General features: G+C 39.3%; 26 protein-coding genes. 10 read left to right on the plus strand and 16 right to left on the minus strand.

Translation table 11 applies throughout. The features are described 5' to 3' along the window. Positions 1–7: 7 nt before the first annotated feature. The 5 genes from AC1M9P_RS02485 (at position 8) to AC1M9P_RS02505 (ending at position 4,380) form a co-directional block, all read left to right on the plus strand. Positions 8–1,012, plus strand: a complete 1,005-nt coding sequence (locus AC1M9P_RS02485) for an aromatic/alkene monooxygenase hydroxylase subunit beta (RefSeq protein WP_481586630.1) — start codon at positions 8–10, stop codon at positions 1,010–1,012. Between the two features lie 11 nt (positions 1,013–1,023). After that, on the plus strand, positions 1,024–1,290 hold the full coding sequence (locus AC1M9P_RS02490) for an MmoB/DmpM family protein (RefSeq protein ID WP_179998393.1): 267 nt from the start codon (positions 1,024–1,026) through the stop codon (positions 1,288–1,290). Between the two features lie 62 nt (positions 1,291–1,352). After that, entirely contained in the window at positions 1,353–2,876 is a 1,524-nt protein-coding gene (locus AC1M9P_RS02495; RefSeq protein WP_481586631.1) for an aromatic/alkene/methane monooxygenase hydroxylase/oxygenase subunit alpha, read from the plus strand. Between the two features lie 68 nt (positions 2,877–2,944). Continuing rightward, the gene (locus AC1M9P_RS02500; protein ID WP_180027549.1) at positions 2,945–3,307 is read left to right on the plus strand and encodes a phenol hydroxylase subunit P4; all 363 of its coding nucleotides are present in this window, start codon (positions 2,945–2,947) and stop codon (positions 3,305–3,307) included. A gap of 11 nt (positions 3,308–3,318) precedes the next feature. Further along, complete coding sequence (locus AC1M9P_RS02505; protein ID WP_481586632.1) at positions 3,319–4,380, plus strand: 2Fe-2S iron-sulfur cluster-binding protein; 1,062 nt, start codon at positions 3,319–3,321, stop codon at positions 4,378–4,380. Between the two features lie 58 nt (positions 4,381–4,438). Here the strand turns inward: AC1M9P_RS02505 and AC1M9P_RS02510 are convergent, their stop codons facing one another. Next, a complete protein-coding gene (locus AC1M9P_RS02510) occupies positions 4,439–5,017 on the minus strand; it encodes an OmpW/AlkL family protein (protein ID WP_481586633.1) in 579 nt (192 codons plus the stop codon). A 298-nt stretch (positions 5,018–5,315) separates the two neighbouring features. Continuing rightward, positions 5,316–6,668: an amidohydrolase gene (locus tag AC1M9P_RS02515; RefSeq protein ID WP_481586634.1), complete on the minus strand. Its 1,353-nt coding sequence runs from the start codon at positions 6,666–6,668 to the stop codon at positions 5,316–5,318. Positions 6,669–6,874: 206 nt separating this feature from the next. Here AC1M9P_RS02515 and AC1M9P_RS02520 point away from each other — a divergent pair, with 206 nt between their 5' ends. Then, positions 6,875–7,759, plus strand: coding sequence for a hypothetical protein (locus tag AC1M9P_RS02520; RefSeq protein WP_481586635.1), 885 nt, complete (start codon positions 6,875–6,877; stop codon positions 7,757–7,759). Positions 7,760–7,778: 19 nt separating this feature from the next. Here the strand turns inward: AC1M9P_RS02520 and ruvB are convergent, their stop codons facing one another. The 3 genes from ruvB to AC1M9P_RS02535 form a co-directional block, all read right to left on the minus strand. Then, positions 7,779–8,783, minus strand: a complete 1,005-nt coding sequence (gene ruvB / locus AC1M9P_RS02525) for a Holliday junction branch migration DNA helicase RuvB (protein WP_481586636.1) — start codon at positions 8,781–8,783, stop codon at positions 7,779–7,781. A gap of 11 nt (positions 8,784–8,794) precedes the next feature. Further along, positions 8,795–9,397 (minus strand): Holliday junction branch migration protein RuvA, encoded by a 603-nt coding sequence (gene ruvA, locus AC1M9P_RS02530; RefSeq protein WP_481586637.1) that lies wholly within the window; start codon positions 9,395–9,397, stop codon positions 8,795–8,797. 120 nt (positions 9,398–9,517) lie between these two features. Further along, on the minus strand, positions 9,518–10,858 hold the full coding sequence (locus tag AC1M9P_RS02535; protein ID WP_481586638.1) for a deoxyguanosinetriphosphate triphosphohydrolase: 1,341 nt from the start codon (positions 10,856–10,858) through the stop codon (positions 9,518–9,520). 428 nt (positions 10,859–11,286) lie between these two features. Here AC1M9P_RS02535 and sohB point away from each other — a divergent pair, with 428 nt between their 5' ends. Next, positions 11,287–12,249 carry a protease SohB gene (sohB, locus tag AC1M9P_RS02540; protein WP_481586639.1) on the plus strand — a complete coding sequence of 321 codons (963 nt, stop codon included), beginning with the start codon at positions 11,287–11,289 and terminating at the stop codon, positions 12,247–12,249. 59 nt (positions 12,250–12,308) lie between these two features. On the opposite strand, the gene AC1M9P_RS02545 is transcribed toward sohB, so the two are convergent. Then, positions 12,309–12,944: a DUF2238 domain-containing protein gene (locus tag AC1M9P_RS02545; protein ID WP_481586640.1), complete on the minus strand. Its 636-nt coding sequence runs from the start codon at positions 12,942–12,944 to the stop codon at positions 12,309–12,311. Between the two features lie 179 nt (positions 12,945–13,123). Between AC1M9P_RS02545 and AC1M9P_RS02550 the strand changes: the two genes are divergently transcribed. Further along, positions 13,124–13,363, plus strand: a complete 240-nt coding sequence (locus tag AC1M9P_RS02550; RefSeq protein ID WP_035265735.1) for a hypothetical protein — start codon at positions 13,124–13,126, stop codon at positions 13,361–13,363. A 73-nt stretch (positions 13,364–13,436) separates the two neighbouring features. On the opposite strand, the gene purB is transcribed toward AC1M9P_RS02550, so the two are convergent. The 10 genes from purB to AC1M9P_RS02600 all read right to left on the minus strand — a co-directional run bounded on the left by purB (position 13,437) and on the right by AC1M9P_RS02600 (position 22,386). Then, positions 13,437–14,825, minus strand: coding sequence for an adenylosuccinate lyase (gene purB, locus AC1M9P_RS02555; RefSeq protein ID WP_092766083.1), 1,389 nt, complete (start codon positions 14,823–14,825; stop codon positions 13,437–13,439). 55 nt (positions 14,826–14,880) lie between these two features. Further along, positions 14,881–15,612 carry a high frequency lysogenization protein HflD gene (gene hflD / locus AC1M9P_RS02560; protein WP_481586641.1) on the minus strand — a complete coding sequence of 244 codons (732 nt, stop codon included), beginning with the start codon at positions 15,610–15,612 and terminating at the stop codon, positions 14,881–14,883. 14 nt (positions 15,613–15,626) lie between these two features. Next, positions 15,627–16,760, minus strand: coding sequence for a tRNA 2-thiouridine(34) synthase MnmA (gene mnmA / locus AC1M9P_RS02565; protein WP_035265757.1), 1,134 nt, complete (start codon positions 16,758–16,760; stop codon positions 15,627–15,629). Between the two features lie 4 nt (positions 16,761–16,764). Beyond that, complete coding sequence (locus AC1M9P_RS02570) at positions 16,765–17,250, minus strand: NUDIX hydrolase (protein WP_481586642.1); 486 nt, start codon at positions 17,248–17,250, stop codon at positions 16,765–16,767. 678 nt (positions 17,251–17,928) lie between these two features. Next, positions 17,929–18,048: an SRPBCC family protein gene (locus AC1M9P_RS02575; protein WP_481586643.1), complete on the minus strand. Its 120-nt coding sequence runs from the start codon at positions 18,046–18,048 to the stop codon at positions 17,929–17,931. A gap of 58 nt (positions 18,049–18,106) precedes the next feature. Further along, positions 18,107–18,766: an HAD-IA family hydrolase gene (locus AC1M9P_RS02580; RefSeq protein ID WP_035265744.1), complete on the minus strand. Its 660-nt coding sequence runs from the start codon at positions 18,764–18,766 to the stop codon at positions 18,107–18,109. Between the two features lie 109 nt (positions 18,767–18,875). Then, positions 18,876–19,904, minus strand: coding sequence for a MerR family transcriptional regulator (locus AC1M9P_RS02585; RefSeq protein ID WP_035265745.1), 1,029 nt, complete (start codon positions 19,902–19,904; stop codon positions 18,876–18,878). A gap of 199 nt (positions 19,905–20,103) precedes the next feature. Further along, positions 20,104–20,634 (minus strand): gamma carbonic anhydrase family protein, encoded by a 531-nt coding sequence (locus AC1M9P_RS02590; protein ID WP_035270475.1) that lies wholly within the window; start codon positions 20,632–20,634, stop codon positions 20,104–20,106. 85 nt (positions 20,635–20,719) lie between these two features. Continuing rightward, entirely contained in the window at positions 20,720–21,868 is a 1,149-nt protein-coding gene (gene dacC, locus AC1M9P_RS02595; protein WP_035270478.1) for a D-alanyl-D-alanine carboxypeptidase PBP5/6, read from the minus strand. 119 nt (positions 21,869–21,987) lie between these two features. Then, a complete protein-coding gene (locus AC1M9P_RS02600) occupies positions 21,988–22,386 on the minus strand; it encodes an MCR_0457 family protein (RefSeq protein WP_035270480.1) in 399 nt (132 codons plus the stop codon). Between the two features lie 290 nt (positions 22,387–22,676). Between AC1M9P_RS02600 and surE the strand changes: the two genes are divergently transcribed. Together surE and AC1M9P_RS02610 are read left to right on the plus strand one after the other, a co-directional pair. Next, positions 22,677–23,447 (plus strand): 5'/3'-nucleotidase SurE, encoded by a 771-nt coding sequence (gene surE, locus AC1M9P_RS02605; protein WP_035270482.1) that lies wholly within the window; start codon positions 22,677–22,679, stop codon positions 23,445–23,447. 128 nt (positions 23,448–23,575) lie between these two features. Continuing rightward, a complete protein-coding gene (locus AC1M9P_RS02610; protein WP_481586644.1) occupies positions 23,576–24,415 on the plus strand; it encodes a peptidoglycan DD-metalloendopeptidase family protein in 840 nt (279 codons plus the stop codon). Positions 24,416–24,504 lie beyond the last annotated feature (89 nt).

Raw genomic sequence — 24,504 nt, forward strand, 5'->3', positions numbered from 1 at the left:
GATAGCCATGTCACTTGAAATTAAAACATCTAGTATTGAACCAATACGCCAGAGTTACGCCTACATTGAACGCCGTTTTGGCAATAAACCTGCAACCCGCTATCAGGAAGTCAGTTTTGATATTCAGGCTGAAACCAACTTCCATTACCGACCATTATGGAAACCTGAGAAAACACTGAATGATAAAACGCATACAGCTATTGTGATGCAGGACTGGTATGCATTTAAGGATCCACGTCAGTTTTATTATGGGACATATGTGCAACATCGCGCCCGTTTACAAGATACTGCCGAAGCTAATTTTAACTTTTTTGAGAAGCGTCAGCTGGCTGTACATATTTCTGAAGAAGTCCGTGAAAAAGTAATCACGTTGTTTATTCCATTCCGTCATTTGGAGCAAACCGCCAACCTGCACATGATGTCAGGAAGTGCTTATGGTTATGGCACGGTACTAACCCAAGCATGTATTTATGCAGCGATGGACCGACTCGGGATGGCGCAGTATATCTCTCGTGTGGGTTTGGCTTTAGATGGGGGAACTGGTGAATCACTCGCACCTGCAAAACAAGCATGGATGAACGATACAGCTTGGCAAGGTTTACGCAAGCTATGTGAACAGAGCCTGACAGAACAAGACTATTTCAAGCTGTTTTTATTACAAAACCTAGTGATAGATAGTTTTATGTCTGAACTGGTCTATACCCAATTTGATCAATGGTTAGCAGATCACCAAGCTCGTGATTTGGCAATGCTCACCGAGTTTATGCAAGAAGCCTTAACAGATCTGCGCAAATGGTCAGACAGCGTACTCAAAACAGCGGCAGCAGAATCAATTGAAAATAAACAATTGTTAAGTCAATGGCTGGCGGAATACCTACCCGAAGTCAAAGCGGCATTTACACCTTGGGCAGAACAAGCATTATCTGCAGGTGCCATTGAACTCGCTGAAAAAAAACTGCTGGAGCGCAGTAAAAAAATTGGAATAGATCTCGAACAAGTGGCACAGGCTTAAGGAGAAGCAGCATGTCTAAAGTGTATTTGGCATTACAAGATAACGATACCTCACGTTACATCATTGAAGCGATTGAAGAAGATAATCCTGACGCCACCATTCAGTATTTACCTGCCATGATTCGCGTAGAAAGTGAGAAAGGGCTGATTGTTCGTGCGGAAACGGTTTCGGAAAAATTGGGCCAAGAATGGGATATTCAATCTTTGCAGCTCAACATGATCACGTTGGGCGGCAACGTTGAAGAAGATGACGATACGTTCCGTCTACACTGGAATTAAAAAAAGTAAGCGTCAATGTGCCGCATTGAAGCGGTATATCAAAAGAATAAAGGACCTCAGGTATGAATTCTAAAATTAATGCAGTTGGCAAAAAACTGAATGCCAAAGACCGTTACCGTGCACTCACGCGTGATCTGGACTGGGAGTTTTCCTATGCAGACCGTAAAGAAGCATTTCCTTATGAAGAATTTGAAGGCATTAAAATTACGGATTGGTCGAAATGGGAAGATCCATTCCGCCTAACCATGGATGCCTACTGGAAATATCAAGCGGAAAAAGAGAAAAAGCTCTACGCAATTTTTGATGCTTTTGCACAAAATAATGGTCAGTTGAATGTCACCAACGAACGCTATTTAAATGCCATTAAACTGTTTTTAACTGCTGTAACGCCATTGGAATATCAAGCCTTCCAAGGTTATGCCCATGTAGGACGTCAGTTCAGTGGTGTTGGTGCACGTATTGCGTCCCAAATGCAGTCCATTGATGAATTGCGTCATGTGCAAACGCAGATTCATGCGATGAGCCATTACAACAAATTCTTTGATGGCTTCCAAGATTGGTCACACATGCATGACCGCGTTTGGTATTTATCTGTACCTAAATCATTCTTTGAAGATGCGCGTTCTGCAGGCCCATTTGAATTCTTACTGGCTATCAGTTTTGCCTTTGAATATGTGTTGACCAACTTGCTGTTTGTACCCTTCATGTCTGGTGCTGCCCATAACGGTGATATGGCAACCGTCACATTCGGCTTTAGCGCGCAGTCAGATGAAGCGCGTCATATGACACTAGGACTGGAAATTGTCAAATTCCTACTGGAACAGCATGAAGACAACGTGCCGATCGTACAGGAGTGGATTGATAAATGGTTCTGGCGTGGCACTCGATTACTATCAATTGTCGGCATGATGATGGATTACATGCTGCCAAACAAAGTTATGTCATGGAAAGAAGCATGGGAAACTTATTTTGAAGAAGCGGGTGGGGCGCTCTTTAAAGACCTGAGCCGCTACGGCATTCGTATGCCTAAATATTCTGAAGTCATTGAAAAAGAAAAAGAGCACGTCTCGCATCAAGCATGGTGGATTTTCTATAACTTTGGTCATGCGGCTGGCTTCCACACTTGGATTCCAACCGATGAAGAAATGGATTGGTTATCAGAAAAATATCCAGACACGTTTGACAAATATTACCGTCCACGTTGGGAGTTAGCACGCAAGATGGAAGCGGAAGGTAAACGTTTCTATAGTGCGGGCTTGCCACAGCTGTGCCAAATCTGTCAGGTACCGATGACCTTTACTGAAATGGATGGTGATCAGACCATGTTCAGTTACCGCAGCAGTGTCTATAAGGGTGAGCGTTATCACACTTGTTCAGATGGTTGCCATGACATTTTCGAGCGTGAACCAGAGAAATATGTACAAGCTTGGTTGCCAGTGAACCAAATTCTACAAGGCAACTGTGGTGGCCCTGATCTGGAAGTGATGTTGCGCGAATATTACCGCTTTAATGTCGGTGCAGACAACTTAGACATTGAAGGCTCTCCAGATCAGGTACGCTGGAAAAAATGGAAAGGTGTGGCGTAAGTCACGAGCTGGGGATAGTCCTAAAATGGGCTATCCAGCTTACTCATGGAATTTAGGAGTTTAGGGATATGCCAGTAAAAGCAATTAACAACCAATATGATTTTGAACCGCGTGATCTACAAAAACATTATGGCGACAACATTCTGATTTATGTGGGATGGGATCATCACACCTTATACTGTGCGGCACATGCCATGTTGGCATCTCCACAGCAAAGCTTTCAGGATTTAATTGATCAACAGATACAAGGTGGTTTCCACCAACATCCTGAATTTACTGAAATTGATTGGTCAAAAGTCGAATATTTGTTAGATGGTCAGTCGTTCCAACCGAAACTGGATCAAAGCTTGGCAAGTCAAAATATTGGTCATAAATCACTATTGCGCTTCATTACACCTGGGCTGGATGGTTACCAGCATCGTCATGTTTAAGGAGCGCTGAAATGAGTTATCAAGTCACGATTGAACCGATTGGAACCACCATTGAAGTCGAAGAAGATCAAACCATTTTGGATGCAGCATTACGTCAGGGTGTATGGCTTCCATTTGCCTGTGGTCATGGCACCTGCGGTACCTGTAAAGTGCAGGTGACAGATGGATATTATGATGTTGGTGAAGCTTCTCCATTTGCATTAATGGACATTGAGCGTGAAGAAAATAAAGTTCTCGCATGTTGCTGCAAACCAGAATCAGATATGGTCATTGAAGCTGATGTTGATGAGGATGAAGACTTCCTTGGTTATCTAGTCGAAGATTTTCAGGCTGAAGTGATTGAGATCAAAGAGCTTTCACCTACGATTAAGGGCGTACGTCTAGCTTTAGACCGTCCAATGCAATTCCAAGCTGGGCAATATATCAATATACAATTCCCTGGAATTGAAGGTACACGCGCCTTTTCAATCGCCAATTCCCCAAGTGAGGAAGGTATTGTTGAATTACATATCCGCCAAGTACCGCGTGGCGCAGCGACTACTTATGTCCATGAATCATTAAAGACTGGCGACCAGCTAGAAATTTCCGGACCGTATGGACAATTCTTTGTACGCAAGTCTGATACGAAGGATGTGATTTTTATTGCAGGTGGTTCGGGCCTATCTAGCCCTCAATCAATGATTCAAGATTTATTAGAACAAAGTGATAACCGTACCATTTATTTATTCCAAGGTGCACGTGATGTTGCAGAACTGTATAACCGTGAAATATTTGAAGGTTGGGTAAAACAATATCCGAATTTCCGTTATATACCAGCCTTGAATGCCCCGAAGCCCGAAGACCAATGGGATGGATTTACCGGATTTGTACATGAAGCCGTAGCAGATTATTTTGAAAATAAATGTTCTGGTCATAAAGCTTATTTGTGCGGTCCACCACTCATGATTGATGCTGCGATTTCCACGTTAATGCAAAGTCGTCTGTTTGAACGGGATATTCATACAGAACGCTTTCTCAGTGCGGCCGATGGCGCATCGGATCAATCACGTTCAGCACTATTTAAACATATCTAATTGCCTGATAGGTGAACATAAAAAAAACAGCCAAATGGCTGTTTTTTTATCGAATTACTTAAAAATGATAAGCCAGTGTAAGGCTGTAGAGACTTGGATCAATTTTGAGATTACCTGCATCCGCACCATTGATTTTCACATCGCTGTCTACTTTGACATAACGATAATCAAAACCTAGACTAATTTTATTATTGATGAAATATTCTATGCCGGCGTTAAACGCGATGCCATGTGAATTGGACAGATCAACATCTGAACCATCTGTGCTGTCAGTATCATAAAAATAGACATAATTGTAACCGACTCCTAGATAAGGATTAATATTACCTTTGGGTTTGAAATGGTACTGGAGACTCAAGGTGGGTGGCAGATATTTGGTGCTGCCTAGTTTGACTCCATCACCATAAAAATTATGTTGTGGCGGGATACCAGCTAATAAATCCAGGCTGATGTTGTCACTGAGGAATAGCCCCATGGCTAGGGTTGGTCGATAACTTTCACCAATTGAGGTTTCAACACTGTTAAATAACAGGCCAGGATGTTTGTCTGCTTCAATCTGGGTAATACCAAACCGTAGATACTTGTCATGCGAAAGTAAAGGTGAGGCAGAAATTGCGGTGCTTACCGTTATGGCCAAACTGGTACAGAGTATTGTTTTTTTCATCAAATTTATTCCTTTAAATATAGTCAATTTCATTACTTTGAAATTGATTAGGAATATTGCAATAGTTGTACCATGTTTATTTTTTTAAAAAAAATCAATAACTTGTTTGTTTTTTTAGATTTATGGTTTTAATCATTTCATTTATTAGATAAAAAGTACGATTGAAATTTAATGAAATAATGAAATTTGCATTTCAATAAAATATGTATTTGAGAAGAGTCAAGAATTATCGTTCTAGACTCTCCTTAATTCAACTTACCATTAAAATGATTTAAACCTTATTGTGTGTTTTTATCCAGTCATTTTGAACTTGTTGTGCAATATTCGGATAGTCCATCACAAAACGAATGTGGCTTTCAACGCCAGTTTTTAATGTCGCATCATCTACAATAAATTGAGGGTTATGATTGGGTGCAGCCTTACTCATCTCTTGATCTTGAGGTGTTGCACCAATGAAAATGAACAATGAAGGCATAAGTTGACCATAATAGGCAAAGTCTTCACTTGCACTCGCATTGTTCTCGAGCACATGTAATTTATCTTCACCGTGAACTTTCGCAAGTGATGGCGCGATGAGTTGAGTTAGCGTTTTGTCGTTCGTGGTGACGGGGGCATAAGCGGCAATTTCTACTTTGGCTTTTACGTCATTTGCATGAGCATTATGTTTGATCAATTTCGGTAAATCCTTGAGAATATTCTGGCGGACCTCTTCATTATTTGATCGAATCGTGCCAACCATATTGACTTGCTCTGGTATCACATTTCCTACCGTTCCACCTTGGATACTACCGATACTGATTGCCCCCATACCTTTGGTTAAATCTGCACGACGGCTGATCAAACTCTGCATATTACTAATCATTTGAGATGAAGCATAAATGGGATCACGTCCTAGCCATGGCATAGAACCATGAACTTGTTTTCCACTGACATGAATGCGCAAATGATCTGCACTGTTTAAAATGGTGCCATCTTTATAAAAAATATGACCACTTGGCATACCCGCCATAACATGCATACCGAAGATCACTTCAGGCTTAGGATTTTTTAAAGCCCCATCTGCAATCATCTTACGTGAACCAATTTGATCGCCATGGCTAAAGTTATCAATATCTGCTCCACCTTCTTCAGCTGGTTGGAAGACAAACACAACAGTACCTGCAATTTTATCTTTATTTTCCGAAAGCACTTTTGCAGCGCCGAGTAACATTGCTGTGTGACCATCATGTCCACAGGCATGCATCACTGGCGTTTCTTTACCTTGATAGGTTGCCTTTGCTTTACTCGCAAAAGAAAGTCCTGTTTTTTCCTCGATAGGTAATGCATCCATATCTGCACGTAATGCCATCACTGGGCCAGGTTTTGCACCTTTAAGAATTCCGATTACACCTGTTTTGGCATAGCCTGTGCGGACTTCAATTCCATATTTTTTTAATTCTTTTTGAACCAGAGCCGAGGTTTTAAATTCCATATTGCCGAGTTCGGGATGTTGGTGAATGTGTTGTCTTAATTTGATGGTATGTTGTTCAACCGCGTTTACACCGTCATCAACCCAATCTGCAAAACTAAAGGTTGAACAAAGGGGCAAGATAGTACAAGCAGTAAATAGCCTAAGTGAAATCATGAACTCAATGTCCTAAAAATCCAAAAGTTTTAGGAGCTTCTCATTCACTTCTGATGGTTGCAAAACTTAAGAGGTATATCAAAATACATGAAAAGTATAGTAACTATGAGGCTTTGATTTTTAATGCTTTATCCATAGATTTAAAGTTGTTATTATTTGTAAATTATTCATTTTAAATAATTATTTTAATAGTTGTGGGGGAGCTAATGAGCGTTGAAGAAGAACTTAAGCATAATCAAGATGTCATGATTCAACTTCCGTGGACCGTGCCACAACCGCCTTTATATACGACGAGTATTCAAGTTGATCCTGAAACGCAGAAAATTCCTTTGGATTTGAATGTAAGCTCAACTGATACGACTGCTATTTCGTCTTTTACTATTTCAATGATTATCGCACTGATTCTGGGAGGATTTGCAACTTGGTTAGCTTATTGGTATGGGAGAAAAAGTTTTAAATTAACAGAAATGTCATTCAAATCATTAGTGCTAGAAATACAAAGTTCACAACAAACTGCTTTCGATCTAAATCAAAAATTATTTGAGCAACAAAGAGAGTTAGGAGAACAAGAATTTCAATATTCTAAACAACTTAAATGTGAAGATGAGATAAGAAGTATAACTTCAGAGTGTCTAAATTCTTTGGCTAAATATGTTCAAAAAGTTATGATATTTGTTGATAATTTTATAAGTTCTTCTAAAGATGAAAAATTTAATGAATCGACAATATTTGGTTCTAAATTAAAAGAAATTCAAGAAATTTCAGAAAATACTAGTGCTTGTTTAACTAAGTTAAATTTATATTTCGGTGTTGGAACTGAACAAGAAAAAATAATTTCTAAACTTGGAAAACTTTTGATCGTATCAATAATGCATTTTAATAATCAATTAGCACACCAGACCGACGCTAAAGATATTTATGTGAGTAAATTTAATATTGAAAATGGATTAATTGAGGAAGTAAATAAAATATTAATAAATGATCGAAAGTGGGATGTATCAAATGATTTATTATCATTAACTGATATTGCAAATTTAGGTGATCAGGTAGCTGATGAATTTAAGAAAATATTAATTAAAGAGACAACTTAATATTGTCTCTTTATTAAAATTATTTATTAGGCTCAGGTGGTGTCATCCCAAACTGTAAATACGCCTGATTCGTTGCAATACGACCACGTGCAGTACGCATGACATAACCTTGCTGTATCAAGTAAGGCTCAATGACATCTTCCAGCGTGCCTGAATCTTCTGCCATAGCCGCTGCTAAAGCTTCAACACCTGCAGGACCACCATCAAAACGTTCTAATAACATGGATAAATAACGGCGGTCGAGTGTATCTAAACCATCTTTGTCCACATTCAACATATCAAGCGCACGTTGCGCCATTTCTTGTGTGACTTCACCAGTACCTTTCACTTGCGCATAGTCACGTACACGACGCAGTAAACGGTTTGCGATACGAGGCGTACCACGAGAACGACGAGCCACTTCCTTCGAACCAGCTTCTGTGATTGGAACATCCATCAGATTTGCAGAACGAGTCACGATATGGGTCAAATCTTCAACCGAATAAAACTCTAATCGTTGGACAATACCAAAACGATCTCGAAGCGGAGAGGTCAGTAAACCGGCACGAGTAGTCGCAGCGACTAAAGTGAATGGCGGTAAATCTAACTTAATTGAACGCGCAGCAGGGCCTTCACCAATCATAATATCCAGTTGGTAATCTTCCATCGCGGGATAAAGGATTTCCTCGATCACTGGAGAGAGGCGGTGAATCTCATCAATAAATAAAACGTCACCTTCTTCTAAGTTAGTGAGCATTGCTGCCAAATCACCAGCACGCTCTAACACAGGTCCAGAAGTTGATTTCAAATTACCACCCATTTCACGCGCGATAATATTGGCAAGTGTGGTTTTACCTAAACCCGGAGGACCAAAAATCAAGGTATGGTCTAAAGCTTCACCACGTCCACGAGCTGCACCAATGAAAATTTCCATCTGCTCACGCACAACAGGTTGACCAATATAATCATCTAATGATGTTGGTCGAATGGCACGATCAAAATGATCTTCTGGTTTTTCAGAACCACTGATAATACGGTCTTGCATAATATGAGATCTTATTTATTCATCGATTTTAAAGCAGCACGGATAATATCGGATGCCTCAGTGAAGTCACCTTTAACGGCATTCACTAACTTTTGGGCTTCTAGTGGCTTGTAACCTAATGACTGTAAAGCAGCTTCAGCCTCAGCGACAGCAGAGTTACCCGTAAACTGAAGTTGTGCTGTTGTAGAGTTTGATGTGGATGGCTGAGTTGCAAGCGCCTTAAAGCGATCTCGAAGTTCAATCATCAAACGCTCTGCGGTCTTTTTGCCAACACCTGGAACTTTGACTAAAGTATTTACATCTTCATGTTCAACGGTATGAATGAGCATGTCCACACTGAGTGTAGATAGAATACCCAATGCCATTTTGGGACCAACGCCGTTCACTTTAAGTAAAGTGCGGAAAATACTTTTTTCTTGTGCGTTGGAAAATCCATACAGTAATTGAGCATCTTCACGTACAGCCAAGTGCGTCCACAATGTGACTTTTTGTCCTTTCTGCAATTGGCAAAATGTTGAGAGAGGTGTATCTACCTCATAGCCAACACCATTTACATTCAATAAAACTGTTGGTGCTTCCAAAGCAAGCACTTCACCAATAAGACATCCAATCATTCAATTATTTCACTTATTTGTCGATGTTAAATTCACTATGTCAGCATAGTAGTGTTCATTGCTTCAGAACGCAAAATCAAAAAACACTTTATGCTCTTTTCCTGAACACTAATTTAAGGTTTATAAAAATCCAACTTTATTCCCTTGAAGTTCCTGTGCCAAATGATAAGCCTGATGATCCGAAAATTTTGAGATCACATCTAAGACTTGCATGATATTGTCATAGTGATCATCACTGAAACGTACACCTAAGCCTGAGATAATAGACAGTAAACGTCCTTCCTTAAAATTATGAATTTTATTGGGGGTCGTAAGCGGAATAAAGGCATCTAGTATGTGCTGTAAGCTTTGATGTGCAATGATTTCTAAACCAGATTTTTGAGGATGCTCAAAGATTTTTTCCCGCGCTAAATTCTTTGCACAATCAATTCCTGCTTCGATATCGGGCGAGCAATATTGGAGCAAACTACCTTTAAGCTGTCCTGACAGAATTTCAAAATGATGTTTAGCAAAAGCGGAAGTGACTTCATCAACCAAGCGTTTCATCACACGACCACGCAATGCTGCAATCTTTTGTTGCCACGTGGTGTATGGCATTGCAAGTTCAACGGGCGAGCCATAGTCACCAAGCAGATTTAAAAAAATAGGTTCGACTTGCTCATAGCTGAGCATGTTAAGAATAATGCCATCTTCTAAATCGATCAGGGCATAACAAATATCATCCGCAGCTTCGAGTAAATAGGTGAGTGGATGGCGACAGAAATGATATTCATCATATTGTATAAGACCTAATTGGTGACCAATTTGTTGCAAAATTTCTTTTTCAGATTGATAGCAACCAAACTTAGCTCGTTTACTGGCAGGCGTATTCCCCTGAGAGTCAATGGTTTTAGAAAGCCATGGGTACTTTAAGTAAGCTCCTAAGGTTGCGTAAGTGAGGCGCATTCCACCGTCATTAGGGTGATAGTCAATTTTCGTGAGTAAACGAAGACCTTGAGCATTGCCTTCAAACTGGCGAACATCGGCCTGCTGTTCAGGGGTTAAACTCGATAAAAAATCGCCGTGTGATGCATCATCAAACCATTCTCGAATCGCATATTCACCTGCATGACCAAAGGGGGGATTACCAATATCGTGTGCAAGACAAGCTGCTTGAATAATTGCACCGACATCTGCAGGAGAGATCCACATAGGTAACTCATCACGAATTTTTTCAGCTGCCAGCATTCCCAAAGAGCGTCCGATGCAAGAAACCTCAAGGGAATGTGTTAGACGCGTATGAATGCCATCATGTTGAGTCAGGGGGTGAACTTGAGTTTTACGGTTAAGTTGCCTAAAACTCTGAGAAAAAATAATACGATCGTAATCTTTATGGAAGGGGCTACGTGCTTGTTCTGTATTTTGTTTTGAACTACCAAATCGAACTGTTGATAACAGTTCCAGCCAACGCATTTGAGTCATTTATCATTATTCATCATCACTGTATGGAACCATCATGCCAAAAAAATCGTGAAAAATATATGCTGACACGACATAATTTGGCGCATTGAAAATGCATTTCAGAAAAGTTTAAGAAGTAAAATAATGAGTATTAAGATATTGATTTTAAGAATTATTCTTCAAATATAATTCAATTTATTCACTCTCAAATCATATAAGAGTCTCTAATTGATTATAAAGATAGATATCAATCATTAGATGATGCGTGGATGCGAGCCGGTTCGATAATTTTTTATCGAGATAGTATGCATAATGTATCTACTTTTTATGCTGATTGTTGATCAAATTGATCCTATGATTGGCAGAACATTTCAATAAAGCTATTGAAATTTGTCTATTTTGACCTCATGTTATCCTCATAAAGATGAATTATAGAGATGTGAATTTATATGTTATTTCATTTGCCGAAACTTCCTGCCGAAATTCGAGTCACTCACTTAAATGCGCGTATTAATGAACAACGAAAAAAAATTGCGCAAAGTACTGCATCTAAACTTGAACTTCTGCAGTTGTCTCAGCAGTTTTCAAAAGAAGCACGCACGCGTAAAAAGAATAATCAGAAAGTATATGTAATTGATTTTAAAGGTGACATGGCAGCTTCAGCTGTAGAAAATCTTCGTGAAGAAATCACCTTGATTTTGGCGACTGCTAAAGCAGGGCGTGATCGTGTCGTAGTTCGTTTGGAAAGTCCAGGTGGGATGGTACATGGTTATGGACTTGCGGCTGCTCAATTGGTGCGTCTGCGCGATGCTGGTTTTCATTTAACCATTTGTGTTGATAAAGTCGCAGCAAGTGGTGGATACATGATGGCATGTATCGGTAACGAAATTATTTCTGCTCCATTTGCAGTGATTGGTTCAATTGGTGTTGTTGCTCAAGTGCCTAATTTTAATCGTTTACTTAAAGAACATAATGTTGATTTTGAGCTTTATACTGCGGGTCAATATAAACGTACCGTGACCATGTTTGGTGAAAATACGGAAGAAGGTAAAGCAAAGTTTGAAGAAGAGTTGCAACAAACGCATGCATTGTTCAAGCATTTTGTTGAAAAATATCGTCCACAGTTAAATGTTGAAAAAGTAGCAACAGGTGAACATTGGTACGGTCAAGATTCATTAGATTTGAATTTGGTTGATAAGCTTCAAACCTCGGATGAGTATTTATTAAGTTTATTGACAGTGCATGATGTTTACTTGATTCAAACTCGCCGTAAACCTACCTTAGGTGAGAAATTAGGACTGCAAGCGGCACAAATGGCGGACAGTTTGATTCCTGCTGTGATGAATAAAGTTATGGACACTTTAGTCAAAACTAATGCGAACTTAGTGCAACTACGTGATCCTAAATTTTAAATTCGATGAAATAAAAAAAAGCTAATCTAATGATTGGCTTTTTTTATGATTTATCATTTCTATGGTCGAGAGTCTAATTTTCGATATAACATCACTATTCCTGTGATCATGGACCCAAGTGTTGCGAACAGCATATCTTTATGGGCATCCCAAATATCACCTTGTTGACCATTATAATTTTCTGCTGCCTCAGGGGAAAGATTAATCGCAATTAACCATTCAATCCATTCGTAAATGAGACTGGTGGCCATGACAAACTGAACCACAATAAGAAAAAGTACTCGTTCAGATAATTGGGGTAAATAGAATTGAATGATCCTCAGGAAAAAAGGATAGAGAAGTAGACCATAGGCAAAATGGACCAAGCGATCATACATATTTCGCTCCCAACCCATCTGTGCATTTAAATCTATGCCGAAGTTGTGCATCAACCATTCATTATAGGGAACATACGAATATAAATAGTGTGCCCCAAGAATATGAATGATCAGAAATCCAATATAGAGAGAAAATGCGATAAAACTCAAACCAACTTTCTTTTGTATATAGATCAAAAACACTAGCATTAAAGCTGTGCCAAGTTGATGTAAGCCATAAGAAGCATATTCAAGAGGCTTTATACTTGCCAAGATCAGCACCATTATGAAAATGAAGAATACGAGGTGGTGTTTAGGAGTAAATTTTTTGTAGTGCATTTTGTTATATGTTGATTTGATTAATTTCTTCATATGATTGTAATGGATCAATCCTGAGAATAAGCTGCAGATCGCATTATTTTTATAAATCGCATTATTTTTATAAATAGTTGTTTATATCAATAGCTCATTGCAATCAGGATGATGAGTTAGAATATGATTTATTTTGAGTTTTTATTATGACGGTTTCAGCTGCTTTTCTTGCACAGCAAAATGCATATTTTCATTATGAGTTTGAAGAGCTTACTCTGAATGACTTTCCTGAAGAGATCTCAGTATCACTCCGAGGAATGATGTTTAGGCATGACATTCAATATGCTCAAGTGACTCATTATATTTACTATAGCGATGTTTTAACTGGTGATGAATTAGAAAAGCTCAGAACTGACTTTATACGTTACTGTCCTGATGAAGCATGATTTTTATTGAAACATTTGATGAGTCTCATACAAAAAAGCGAAGCCTAAGCTTCGCTTTTTTATTCAATGCTATTTAGATTTTAGCAATCAAATCTTTAATTTGTTTCGCTTGCTCAGCAGCATTACCTGTATAAGATGCAGGTGTCATTTCAGCAAGACGCGCACGATCTGCTGCAGGAACAGCTTCTAATTCGTTACCATTCACAAAATTCACCATCATTTCGCGAGTCATTGCTTGACCACGAGTAAGGGCTTTAAGTTTTTCGTATGGTTTTTCAACGTTATAACGACGCATTACTGTTTGAATTGGTTCAGCAAGAACTTCTTGAGCGTTGTCTAAGTCTTCAAGAATACGGTCGGCATTCAATTCAAGTTTGCCCACACCTTTCAAGCAAGCTTCAAATGCGATCAAGCTTTGTGCAAAACCAACGCCCATGTTACGAAGAACAGTAGAGTCAGTTAAGTCACGCTGCCAGCGAGAAATTGGAAGCTTTTCACCAAGGTGAGCAAGGACTGCATTAGCAATACCCAAGTTACCTTCAGAGTTTTCAAAGTCGATTGGGTTCACTTTGTGTGGCATTGTTGAAGAACCAACTTCACCTTCTTTTAATTTTTGTTTGAAGAAACCAAGAGAGATATAACCCCAAACATCACGGTTGAAATCGATGAGGATTGTGTTGAAACGACGAAGCGCATCAAACAATTCAGCCATGTAGTCGTGTGGCTCAATTTGAGTTGTATACGGGTTAAACGTGAGACCTAAAGATTCAACAAATGCTTGCGAGTGAGCAGGCCAGTTAATTTCAGGGTAAGCAGAAAGGTGAGCATTATAGTTACCTACTGCACCATTGATTTTACCTAGAAGCTCAACATTGTTGAATTGTTTGATTTGGCGTGCAAGACGGTATGCCACGTTTGCCATTTCTTTCCCCAATGTTGTTGGGCTTGCAGTTTGACCATGTGTACGAGACAACATTGGTTGATCAGCGTGTTTTTCTGCAAGTGCAACAATTGAGTCCACGATTTGTTGCATAGACGTAGCTAGTACTTCACGACCGCTTTTCAGCATGAGTGCATGAGACAAGTTGTTGATGTCTTCAGATGTACAAGCAAAGTGAATGAATTCACCCGCATTTTTAAGTTCATCAATGTTTGCAATTTTCTCTTTTAAGAAATATTCAACCGCTTTTACATCGTGGTTGGTTGTGCGTTCGATTTCTTTGATACGGTTAGCATCGTCTTCAGAGAAATTTGCAACGATTGCATCTAAAGCTGCATTTGTTTCGTTAGAAAAAGCTGGCACTTCAGTAATTTCTGGGCGATTTGCAAGTGCTTGTAACCAGCGCACTTCAACAGTCACACGAGCATGGATTAAACCAAACTCAGAGAGGAAAGGGCGCAAAGCATCACATTTGCTTGCATAGCGACCATCTAATGGAGAAAGTGCGGTTAAAGCGTTCATAGCAATTCCTTAAACTTTGGAATGAAACGTAAAACAGAACTCGATATACATCAGGTTAAACCACCTGAAACTGTAAACGAGCGAGATCTTGAATATCTTTCAGTAACTTGCGTTTGGTGAAGATCATGCTCCATGAACTTCCACCTGACTGACGCCATAAATGCGCCATCTGTAAACCTGTAAACAATGAAGCACGAATACGATTGGTGTGCGAAGAATCCTTAAAAGCTTCTGCATTGCCTTTCACCATAATGCGAGGATTAATCTGTCCTGCAGTTTCGACATAGGTTTGAGCAAGGTTTGCAAGAATACTTGGATGTAGATAATTATGATCAAAAAAGGAGAGTTGTTTTAGTATTTTTTCTTGTGATTTTTCAATAATTTCAACGAATTTTGGGTTGCTATATACTTTCTTTTCTAAATGTAATAATGCCATTGCATAGGACATTGGAAGTTTTGCATTGGCAAATTTAGGTATTCTTGATTTTGGTGCAGTATTGAATGGTTGGGTGATGCTACTTTCTAATGTTTTTAATCCCAGAGAAATATCTGCAAGCTGGTTAAAAAAATCTAAGGTTTGACAATTCTTATTGGAAGTAGGGCGAATATTTAAACTCGCCTTAATTAACTGTTCTAAATAGAAATTACCGTTTCCGCCGATATTTTGTCGACCTGCAATGGCTGTCATATGTGTCAGCTGAGTCGATTGAAATACTGCTGCCAAAGCCAAAGCTCTGTTTTGACGATCATTCAGAGTCTGAAGCTGCTGGAACGGTAACTCTGTCATGCCTGAAAATTCCTTTAAATAAAATCAGGTTTAGGCGCATTAGTATGATGAATCACACCGCCACCTAAACAAACTTCATCCGCGTAAAACACAACGCTTTGTCCTGGCGTAACAGCACGTTGAGGTTCATCAAATTCTACACGTACACCTTGCGGTGCATTTGGGTCATTAAATAAGACACATGCTTGATCAGGTTGGCGATAGCGAGTTTTCGCTGTGCAACGGAAACCATTTTCTGGAATCTCTTGCTCACCTGCAACCCAATCAATTGCTTCAGACCATAACATAGTACTTTGCATGAGGGGATGCTCATGACCTTGGCCAACAACTAAACGATTGCCTTCGATATCTTTGTGTAATACGAACCAAGCACCTTCTTCAGCGCCTTTCATACCACCGATACCAATACCACCACGCTGACCGAGCGTATAGTACATTAAGCCGTGATGATCACCAACCTCTTTACCATCTTCAAGGACAATTTTACCTGGTTGAGCAGGTAAATATTGCTTTAAGAAGTCATTAAATCGGCGTTCACCAATAAAACAGATACCTGTAGAGTCTTTTTTCTTCGCTGTTGCAAGACCTAAATCTTCAGCAATTTTACGAACTTGAGGCTTTTCGATCTCACCCACAGGGAACAAGGTCTTGTTAATTTCACGACCATGAACGGCATGTAGGAAATAAGTTTGGTCTTTGTTGTTATCCACGCCACGGAGTAAAGGCGCATATTGCTCACCTTTAGAGTTGGTCATGGTTTCACCGCGACGAGCATAGTGTCCTGTTGCGATGAAGTCAGCACCTAATTTCATGGCATGATCGAGGAATGCACGGAACTTAATTTCTTTATTACATAAAATATCTGGGTTTGGGGTGCGCCCCGCAGCATATTCAGCCAAGAAGTGCTCAAATACACGATCCCAATATTCCATTGCGAAGTTGGCTGTATGTAATTTGATACCGATACGATCACATACGGCTTGCGCATCTGCAAGATCATCCATAGCCGTGCAGTATTCTGTGCCGTCATCTTCTTCCCAGTTTTTCATGAAAAGACCCTCAACTTGATATCCTTGTTGAAGTAATAAAGCCGCAGAGACAGATGAGTCTACACCACCTGACATACCGACGATGACACGTTGTTGCATAGGATTAGGCATCCAAATTTGAAATTAAGGGAGAATTTTGGTGCTCATAAACGAGCGATAAAGGAAATTTTTGTCCTGATTGGGCAGCTTGAATGGCTTTGATGACCAATGGGCTACGCGCGCGAGCCGTTTCTAATAGCTCATCTAGGCTCATCCAAACAGCACCTACGATACCTGTATCTAATGTTGCATTGGCAAAATACTGTGTTGATTTTGCTAAAAAACAGAAGCGGTAATAGGTACGATCTGGAAACATAGGTGGGGTATAGGTGTATATACCCAATAAATCTGTGACTTCAACTTGGTGACCTGTTTCTTCCATGGTTTCACGAACCGCGGCTTGAATAAGGGTTTCACCAGCTTCAACATGACCTGCAGGTTGATTAAAAACGGTGTGCATGACACCTTCTGTTTGTTCTTCTACAAACAGATATTTACCATCTTTTTCAACCACTGTTGCAACAGTGACGTGAGCAGTCCAAGCGGTCATAAAAAAGCACCAGATGAAGGGAAGGCATATTGTATAAAATTTTGAGGTGTGTGGCTATGATGGGAGGGGATTTCTTTGAAGGCGTTCTATCTTAAGTTTAACTAAGAAGTTCTTTGGATCAATAATTTAATAAAGGGCGTGGAACATGAAGAATCAACAAAAAAGCCCAATTTAAGTAAATTGGGCTTTTGAATGTAATTTAAGATTATGATTTATATGAAATAAAAAAGATAATTTCGCATAAGGTGTATTATGTTAATTTTAGGGGAATTTAAAAATTGAAAGAACAAAGAAGCGAAGTGCCTACATGGATCTGTTTTAATAAAAATAACAATTTATTACCCTATGATTTCAAATCTAAAGTTTTGATTCTACAAATAATTTTAGAGATTGATTCATGTATTCAAAATCTTTCCTTATAGATTTCAAATTATTACGCATCATAGGTACAAGTAGACCACTAAATGTCTCAGAATGTATGAGACAAGTGCTGCCATCTTCTTGGGAGCAAAGTTTAAAATGATGCTCACCATCTAAAAGACTAGGGATTAGAAAGTGACCTAGCCAGCTTAAAGACTGAGCATTTTTAACTTCCAATAGTGTAGGCTTAAATTCCATTGCTTTTTGCTTAGTTGGGTGAATCCTAATCTTTAGTTTTTCACCTATGTTTAACTTTCCTTAAACTTTACGGATAAAGGGATTCCAACTCTCATACGATTTAAAATCAGTCAGTACCTGCCAAACTTGCTCCGGTGTCGCATGAATATCAATATGTGTAGTTATCTTTAAAGAAAGCATAATTTACCTCGGGTATCTAGAATGGCGATTCTCTGCTTATAAGCATAATTTAGTAGGGTTATTTTTTGCTGACAGTAATCCTCTTTATGGCAGACACATTTTCAAATGTCTCATCAGGTGACAATTTCTTTAAAAGTCTTTCTGTGCTGTAACCCCATGAAACTGCACCGAAAGCAATTCCTACCGATCTAGCTGCCTCATAATCGGTAATCTGATCACCTATATAGATAGTTTCTGAGGGTTTATAGCCTGCTTTTTTTAAAAGCTGCTTTAACCTAGATGCTTTTCCAAAAAAAGATGCACCGCATTCAAAGTAATTAAAGTATCGACAGCTTGAACCAAGAATACGGGTCACATTTTCGTATCCATTTGAAGAAACCAGGCCCACTGTAATTCCATGTTCATTAAGGTGGGAAAGCATTTCATCGGTATGGTCGAATAGAGGAATCTTTGAAGGATTTACCTTCATGAGTTTTATAAAATTCTGAGTAATCGCAGGTAGTTTCCATACTGGTATTCCAAGAGTTTTCATTAGCTCTCGGGAAGGTATTTCTCTAAAAGATTCCACTTCATCTAAATGAATCTTCTTGAAAGAGTGCATGTCAGCCAGATGATTTATAGTTGAAACAAAGAAAGGAAATGAATCTGCTAAGGTTCCATCAAAATCGAAAATAACCAACTTATATAGTGTAGTTGGATAAGTTTGTGATAATACCATTTACTCTACTTTCTCTATATAAAATATTTTGAAATCATAAACTTAATGACTACCCCGTATTATGGGATAGCCACACTACTTTGATTATTTGAATAGAGGAAAGCATGTACTAAGCACAACGCATCAAAGCTGCTACTGCTTTTTCTAAAAATTGCAAAGTGGTAGGTTTGAGCCAGGTTCCCTCGGCAAGACTTGGTTCATTTTGCATGGCATTGCGAATCTTCGCATGTGTCGCTGGATTTTTGCCTGCGTAACCCTGTAACATGGAGAGCCATTGCTGTGCTAAACATTTTGCTTGTTCACTGTCAGGTTCAATCCCAGCACGAATGGCCTTCTCCAATCCAATCAATAACTGGGGCCAATTTTTCATCTCACGTACATAATGTTGCTTCATAAAAGCAAATTCCTGCTCGGATAAATAACGTGCAAAAACGTTCAGCTTACTCTCGGCAAATGCTTCAAGTAGAAACTCAACCACTTCCGGGCGCACACCCAATTTTTCCTGAAATGCCGATTCAGCTGAATGCATGCTATTCAATTTAGCCAACCATTCAGGATTAGCAGCCGTATTCTGTTCGAGGGTCAGCATCCAGCGTGAAGCCAGGTTTTGGGCAGTTTCACTACTAGAAGATTCTCCGGCCTTAAAGAGTGCATTGGCTTCGATGACAAGCGCTTCCCATTCTTTTTGTTGTTTACTATCTGCCTGTAAAAAAGTCAGTTCTGCAAGTTCCTCTTTTGTAAAATATTGTTCGTACATAGACATAAGCTCCAATGTTTTTAGCCAATTGTCCAGTTCTAGCTCTTCACCATTCATCAGTTGATTTTTGAGACTGCTCAAACGATAGCGCAGTTGAGTCTGCTTAATTATCATCTGATCGATTGCCTGAATCTGCCGATCAATTAATGGGGCGAGTGCAAGGTTTGGACTATTAAGAACCGCGCCAATTTCTGCCAATGTCATTCCAAGCCCTCGCAATGCCTGAATTTGGTATAAGCGAGTAATATCTTGACGACTGTAAAGTCTATAACCGGCGTCGGAGCGGGCCGAAGGCTGAAGTAAACCGATATCATCATAGTGATGAAGGGTACGAATAGTTAACCCTGTTCGCTTCGCCAATTCACCGACTTGTAATAACATCTTTTGACTCCTTTATCCCTTAGGCATGTTTTATGCTAGAGGCTAACGTTACGTGAGGGTCAAGTATCTAAGCTATAAAAAATATTTATGGTAAATAATTTACATTTTTGATGTTTTATTTATTTAGGTAGTAAAATTTTTTATATTCCATACATTTCCATCTTCCATTTAACATAATGGCTGTTATGCGAATTCAAAATTATTTATAATTTCCCGAAACCTTTACATAATTCTGCGCTGAATACGGCAGAAACGCTTTTTCTTTATCAGTCAGTGGACGCACTTTTTTCACTGGGCTACCCACATACAAATAACCACTTTCTAAAACTTTGTTGGGTGGAACAAGCGAACCCGCACCTATCATCACATCATCTTCAACAACAACATCATCCAAAATAATCGTTCCAATACCGACTAAAACACGATTACCAATAGTACAACCATGTAATTTCACATGATGACCCACAGTAACGTCCTCACCAATAATGAGCGGTGAACCTTCAGGTTTATCCGCTTTCTTATGACTGACATGCAACATGGAATGATCTTGGATATTGGAATTTTTACCAATCCGAATAAAATTAACATCACCACGGATCACAGCATAAGGCCAGACCGAAACATTCTCAGCCAAGACAACATCACCAATCACTAACGCAGTTGGATCAATATAATTTGTTGTATCAAATTTTGGGTAAGTCTCTAAGTATTTGCGGATATTTTCAGTCATAAAAAATTGCCTGTTTTTACTCATTATAAACAAAAAAGCACCCAAAAGAATTTGAGTGCCTTTATATCTTTAGTCAAGCTACGACTTAAAACAAATTACTAAAGAACTGTTTGATATGATCGATCATACGCGAGAAGAAACCAGCTTCTTCAACAGCTTGCAAAGCAACAAGCGGCTTCTCAGCAATAACTTTGCCGTCAAGTGTCGCTGTTAATTTACCTACAACTTGCCCTTGTTGAAGAGGGGCATTTAAGTTCGGTTGAACCGCGATTTGAGTTTGAATGGCATTTGCTTGACCTTTTGGCATAGTCACGTTGAAGTTTTCAGCAAGACCCACACTCACTTGATTAGATTGACCAAACCAAACTTTAGAAGTGGTCAACTCTTTGTGAGCGGGTTGAACACTGACAGTTTCAAAGTTTGCATAACCCCAAGATAACAAATCACGTGTTTGCGTTGCACGTGCTTGCATTGATGGAGCACCAAAAATCACTGAAATTAAACGCATCGGGCCACGTTTAGCTGAAGTCGTTAAACAATAACCAGCTTCAGAAGTATGACCTGTTTTAAGACCATCTACACTCGGATCTGTATATAGCAACGCGTTACGGTTACCTTGCTTGATCCCGTTAAAAGTAAACTCTTTTTCAGAGTAGATAGGATAATACTTTGAACTGTCATGAATGATGTGCTTCGCAAGAGTAGCCATATCTTTCGCAGTAGAATAATGACCTTCAGCAGGCATACCTGTTGAGTTCATAAAGTTCGTGTTGGTCATGCCAATACGCTTAGCTTCTTGGTTCATGCTGTGTACAAATGTACCTTCATTACCAGAAATATGCTCAGCCATCGCCTTAGATGCGTCATTACCAGATTGAATGATAATCCCGCGTAACATTTCCAAAACGGTTGCTGTGCCATTGAGAGGTACATACATACAAGATTCTGTACTACTACCACGACACCAAGCAGATTCGTTCATACGAACTTTTTCATCTTCCGTGAGTTCACCGTTCAACAACTTTTGTTCAATAATGAAACTAGTCATCATTTTGGTCATTGAAGCAGGCGCAAGTTTTTCATTTTCATTTTTACTTGCGAGAATTTGACCTGTTTCATAATCCATCAAAACGTAAGACTTGTTATTGAGTTCTGGTGGTGAAGATAAAACAGTTGCTGCATAAGTAAATGAAGGTAATAGTAATAATGCAGCAATGGCGCTTTTTCGGGTCATTCTATGTAGTTCCAATCTTGTATGAACGCAAAAATCAGCTTTGCATTCTAGGACAAAGCAAAGCCGACTTCTAGCAGTGGAGTCGGCTTATTTCAATCGAATTGTAACTATTTCGTGCTCTATTTAACTGAAGACTGATATTTTTTTATATCCTCGCACACTTGTTGATTTGCTTTATCTCCAGCGTTTTTCGCATCTTGTCTCGCTTGAGCTAATGCTTGCTGATAATCCTGTTGTTTAATTAGATTGTTCAGCGTGGTTTGAGGTGAATTTTCATTAGGTAAATAGTCTTTTAATAGCTTTTGATAGCCTGCTTTAAACGCCGCATCTTCTTCCACTAAACTTGGGCATGATTCTGAAAAGACATAGATTGCAGCGAGTTCATCTTTAGTCACTTTTTGTTGAGTAACTTCGATATTTTCTTTTAAGTCTTGAGCATTGGCGAAAGTGAAACTTGAAAACAACATTGAACTGCTGATAAATGCGGTTGAAATCAATTGTAAAAAACGTTTTTGCATAAATGACTCAAAAATTAGTAAGTTAGTTATAAGAATAGAATAATCTTTTTTCGTGTTTAAAAAATAGAGAAAGTGTATTAATGCTGTTGGAACTCAGAAAGTAAAGAAGAAAAGTTCAGGTATGAACAGGGGGATGACTACATGCTGAGTTTTCAAGATTAAAGGGTAAGCAGATTTTCAAGATTAAAGGCGTTTAAAACCTCAACATCTATGCGTGTACTCATTGTTGTGTTGGGGGATTTTGATTAGGCTATCGAACAGATGGGATTACATGAATTGAGTGAATTGTTTTGAATATTTTGATTGCCAACGATGACGGTGTGTTCGCACCAGGAATACAAGCATTAGCACAAGCATTAAAACCTTTGGGTCGAGTAGTCGTGGTTGCTCCAGAAAGTGAGCGGAGTGGTTTTTCAAGTGCATTAACGCTTGATCGTCCATTGCGACCCGTGCAAATTTCAGAGGATGTATGGGCAATTAATGGCACGCCAGCGGACTGTGTTTATCTGTCCATGAATGGTCTATTTGATTTTGAATTTGATCTAGTTGTAAGCGGGATCAACAGTGGAGCGAATTTAGGTGATGATGTGTTGTATTCAGGTACAGTTGGGGCCGCGTTTGAAGGCCGACTCATGAAACAACCTGCAATCGCAGTTTCATTGGCTGGTCCAAATGTTCGTTCGTATCAAGATGCTCAAGATTATGCACAAGCTGCAAATTGGGTATATGAGTTTATTAAAAATGGTTTGCCTGAGTTACCACCGCGTCATATTTTCAATATTAATATTCCGGATACGGCTGAAATAAAAGGGACATTAGTGACTTATCAAGGAAGAAGAAAACAAACGAAACCGATTACCACACAAGTTGACCCGAGAGGCCGTCAAGTTGTTTGGATTGGTTTGGCTGGAGAGGCCGTAACAGATCCCGAAAAAAGCCAACTGGGTTATCAGTCAGACTTTTATGCCATTGCAAATGGATATGTCAGTGTGACACCGATCCAAATGGATGCTACCAACTATCAGGTGTTGGCTTCACTTGAATCTCAGTTAGAGCTTTAATTGAATGACTACAGGTAGGATGTGTTATAACTTTGTGAAAAATATATTTGAAACGGTGAATTTAGCATTAATTTTGCTACTCTTAAGCCGAATTCAGTCTTTTTAATCTTTTGTCAGAGAGGGAAATCATGCTTTTGGCCAGACCCAAAACAGTTTTGAAGTTGTCTAAACCATCTATTCACTCAGCATTGATCGCGGTTGCTGTCGCTTCTTTTCTTGGTTTGTCGGGCTGTGCATCGAAACCCCAAATCCACAATTCTGCTCGTTATGCGGTTGCTCCTGACTTCTATACAGTTCGTTCTGGCGACACTTTAAGTAAAATTGCGGCACGTTATGGATTGAGCTATTTGAGCATTGCGGAGATGAATGATATTGCACCGCCTTATCGCATCTATGTAAATCAATCTTTAAGATTAAAACCCTCTGGCAATCGACAAGTGACACGTTCGACCACGCGTCCTTTGACAGCGACTGAAACTCAGATTCAACGTCAAACCATTCAGTTACCAACAAAACCAGCTGTGGGTACGCCACCACCACAAACCACACCAGTACCAGCGGTAACTGCTGCAGTACCGACGACTTCGACTAAAGCAACTTCATTACGCTGGGTGAAACCATCGAATGGTCAAGTCATTGAAAACTTTAATGTGGCAAGTAATGTCAAGGGATTACGTTTTGGTGGCAATGTTGGTGATCCAATTTTTGCAGCAGCTGATGGTCAAGTGGTTTACGCAGCTGATGGTTTAAAAGAATATGGTAATTTGGTGCTCATTAAACATATTGATGGTTATATCACTGCGTATGCGCACAATAACCGGATGTTAGTGAAGAGTGGGCAAAACGTAAGTGCAGGGCAACAAATTGCAGAAATGGGCTCGAGTGGTGCAACCCGTACGATGCTTGAGTTTCAAGTTCGTTTAGATGGTAAGCCAATCAATCCAGCAAATATTTTGCCAATCAACTGAAGATATTTAGTGCAATTTAACAATTTCTTCGTATAATACAATGAGTTGCTTTTGTTAATTTTTGTTAATTAGAGAAGCATCTCATAATT

Source organism: Acinetobacter sp. 25-47-122, assembly GCF_056779695.1.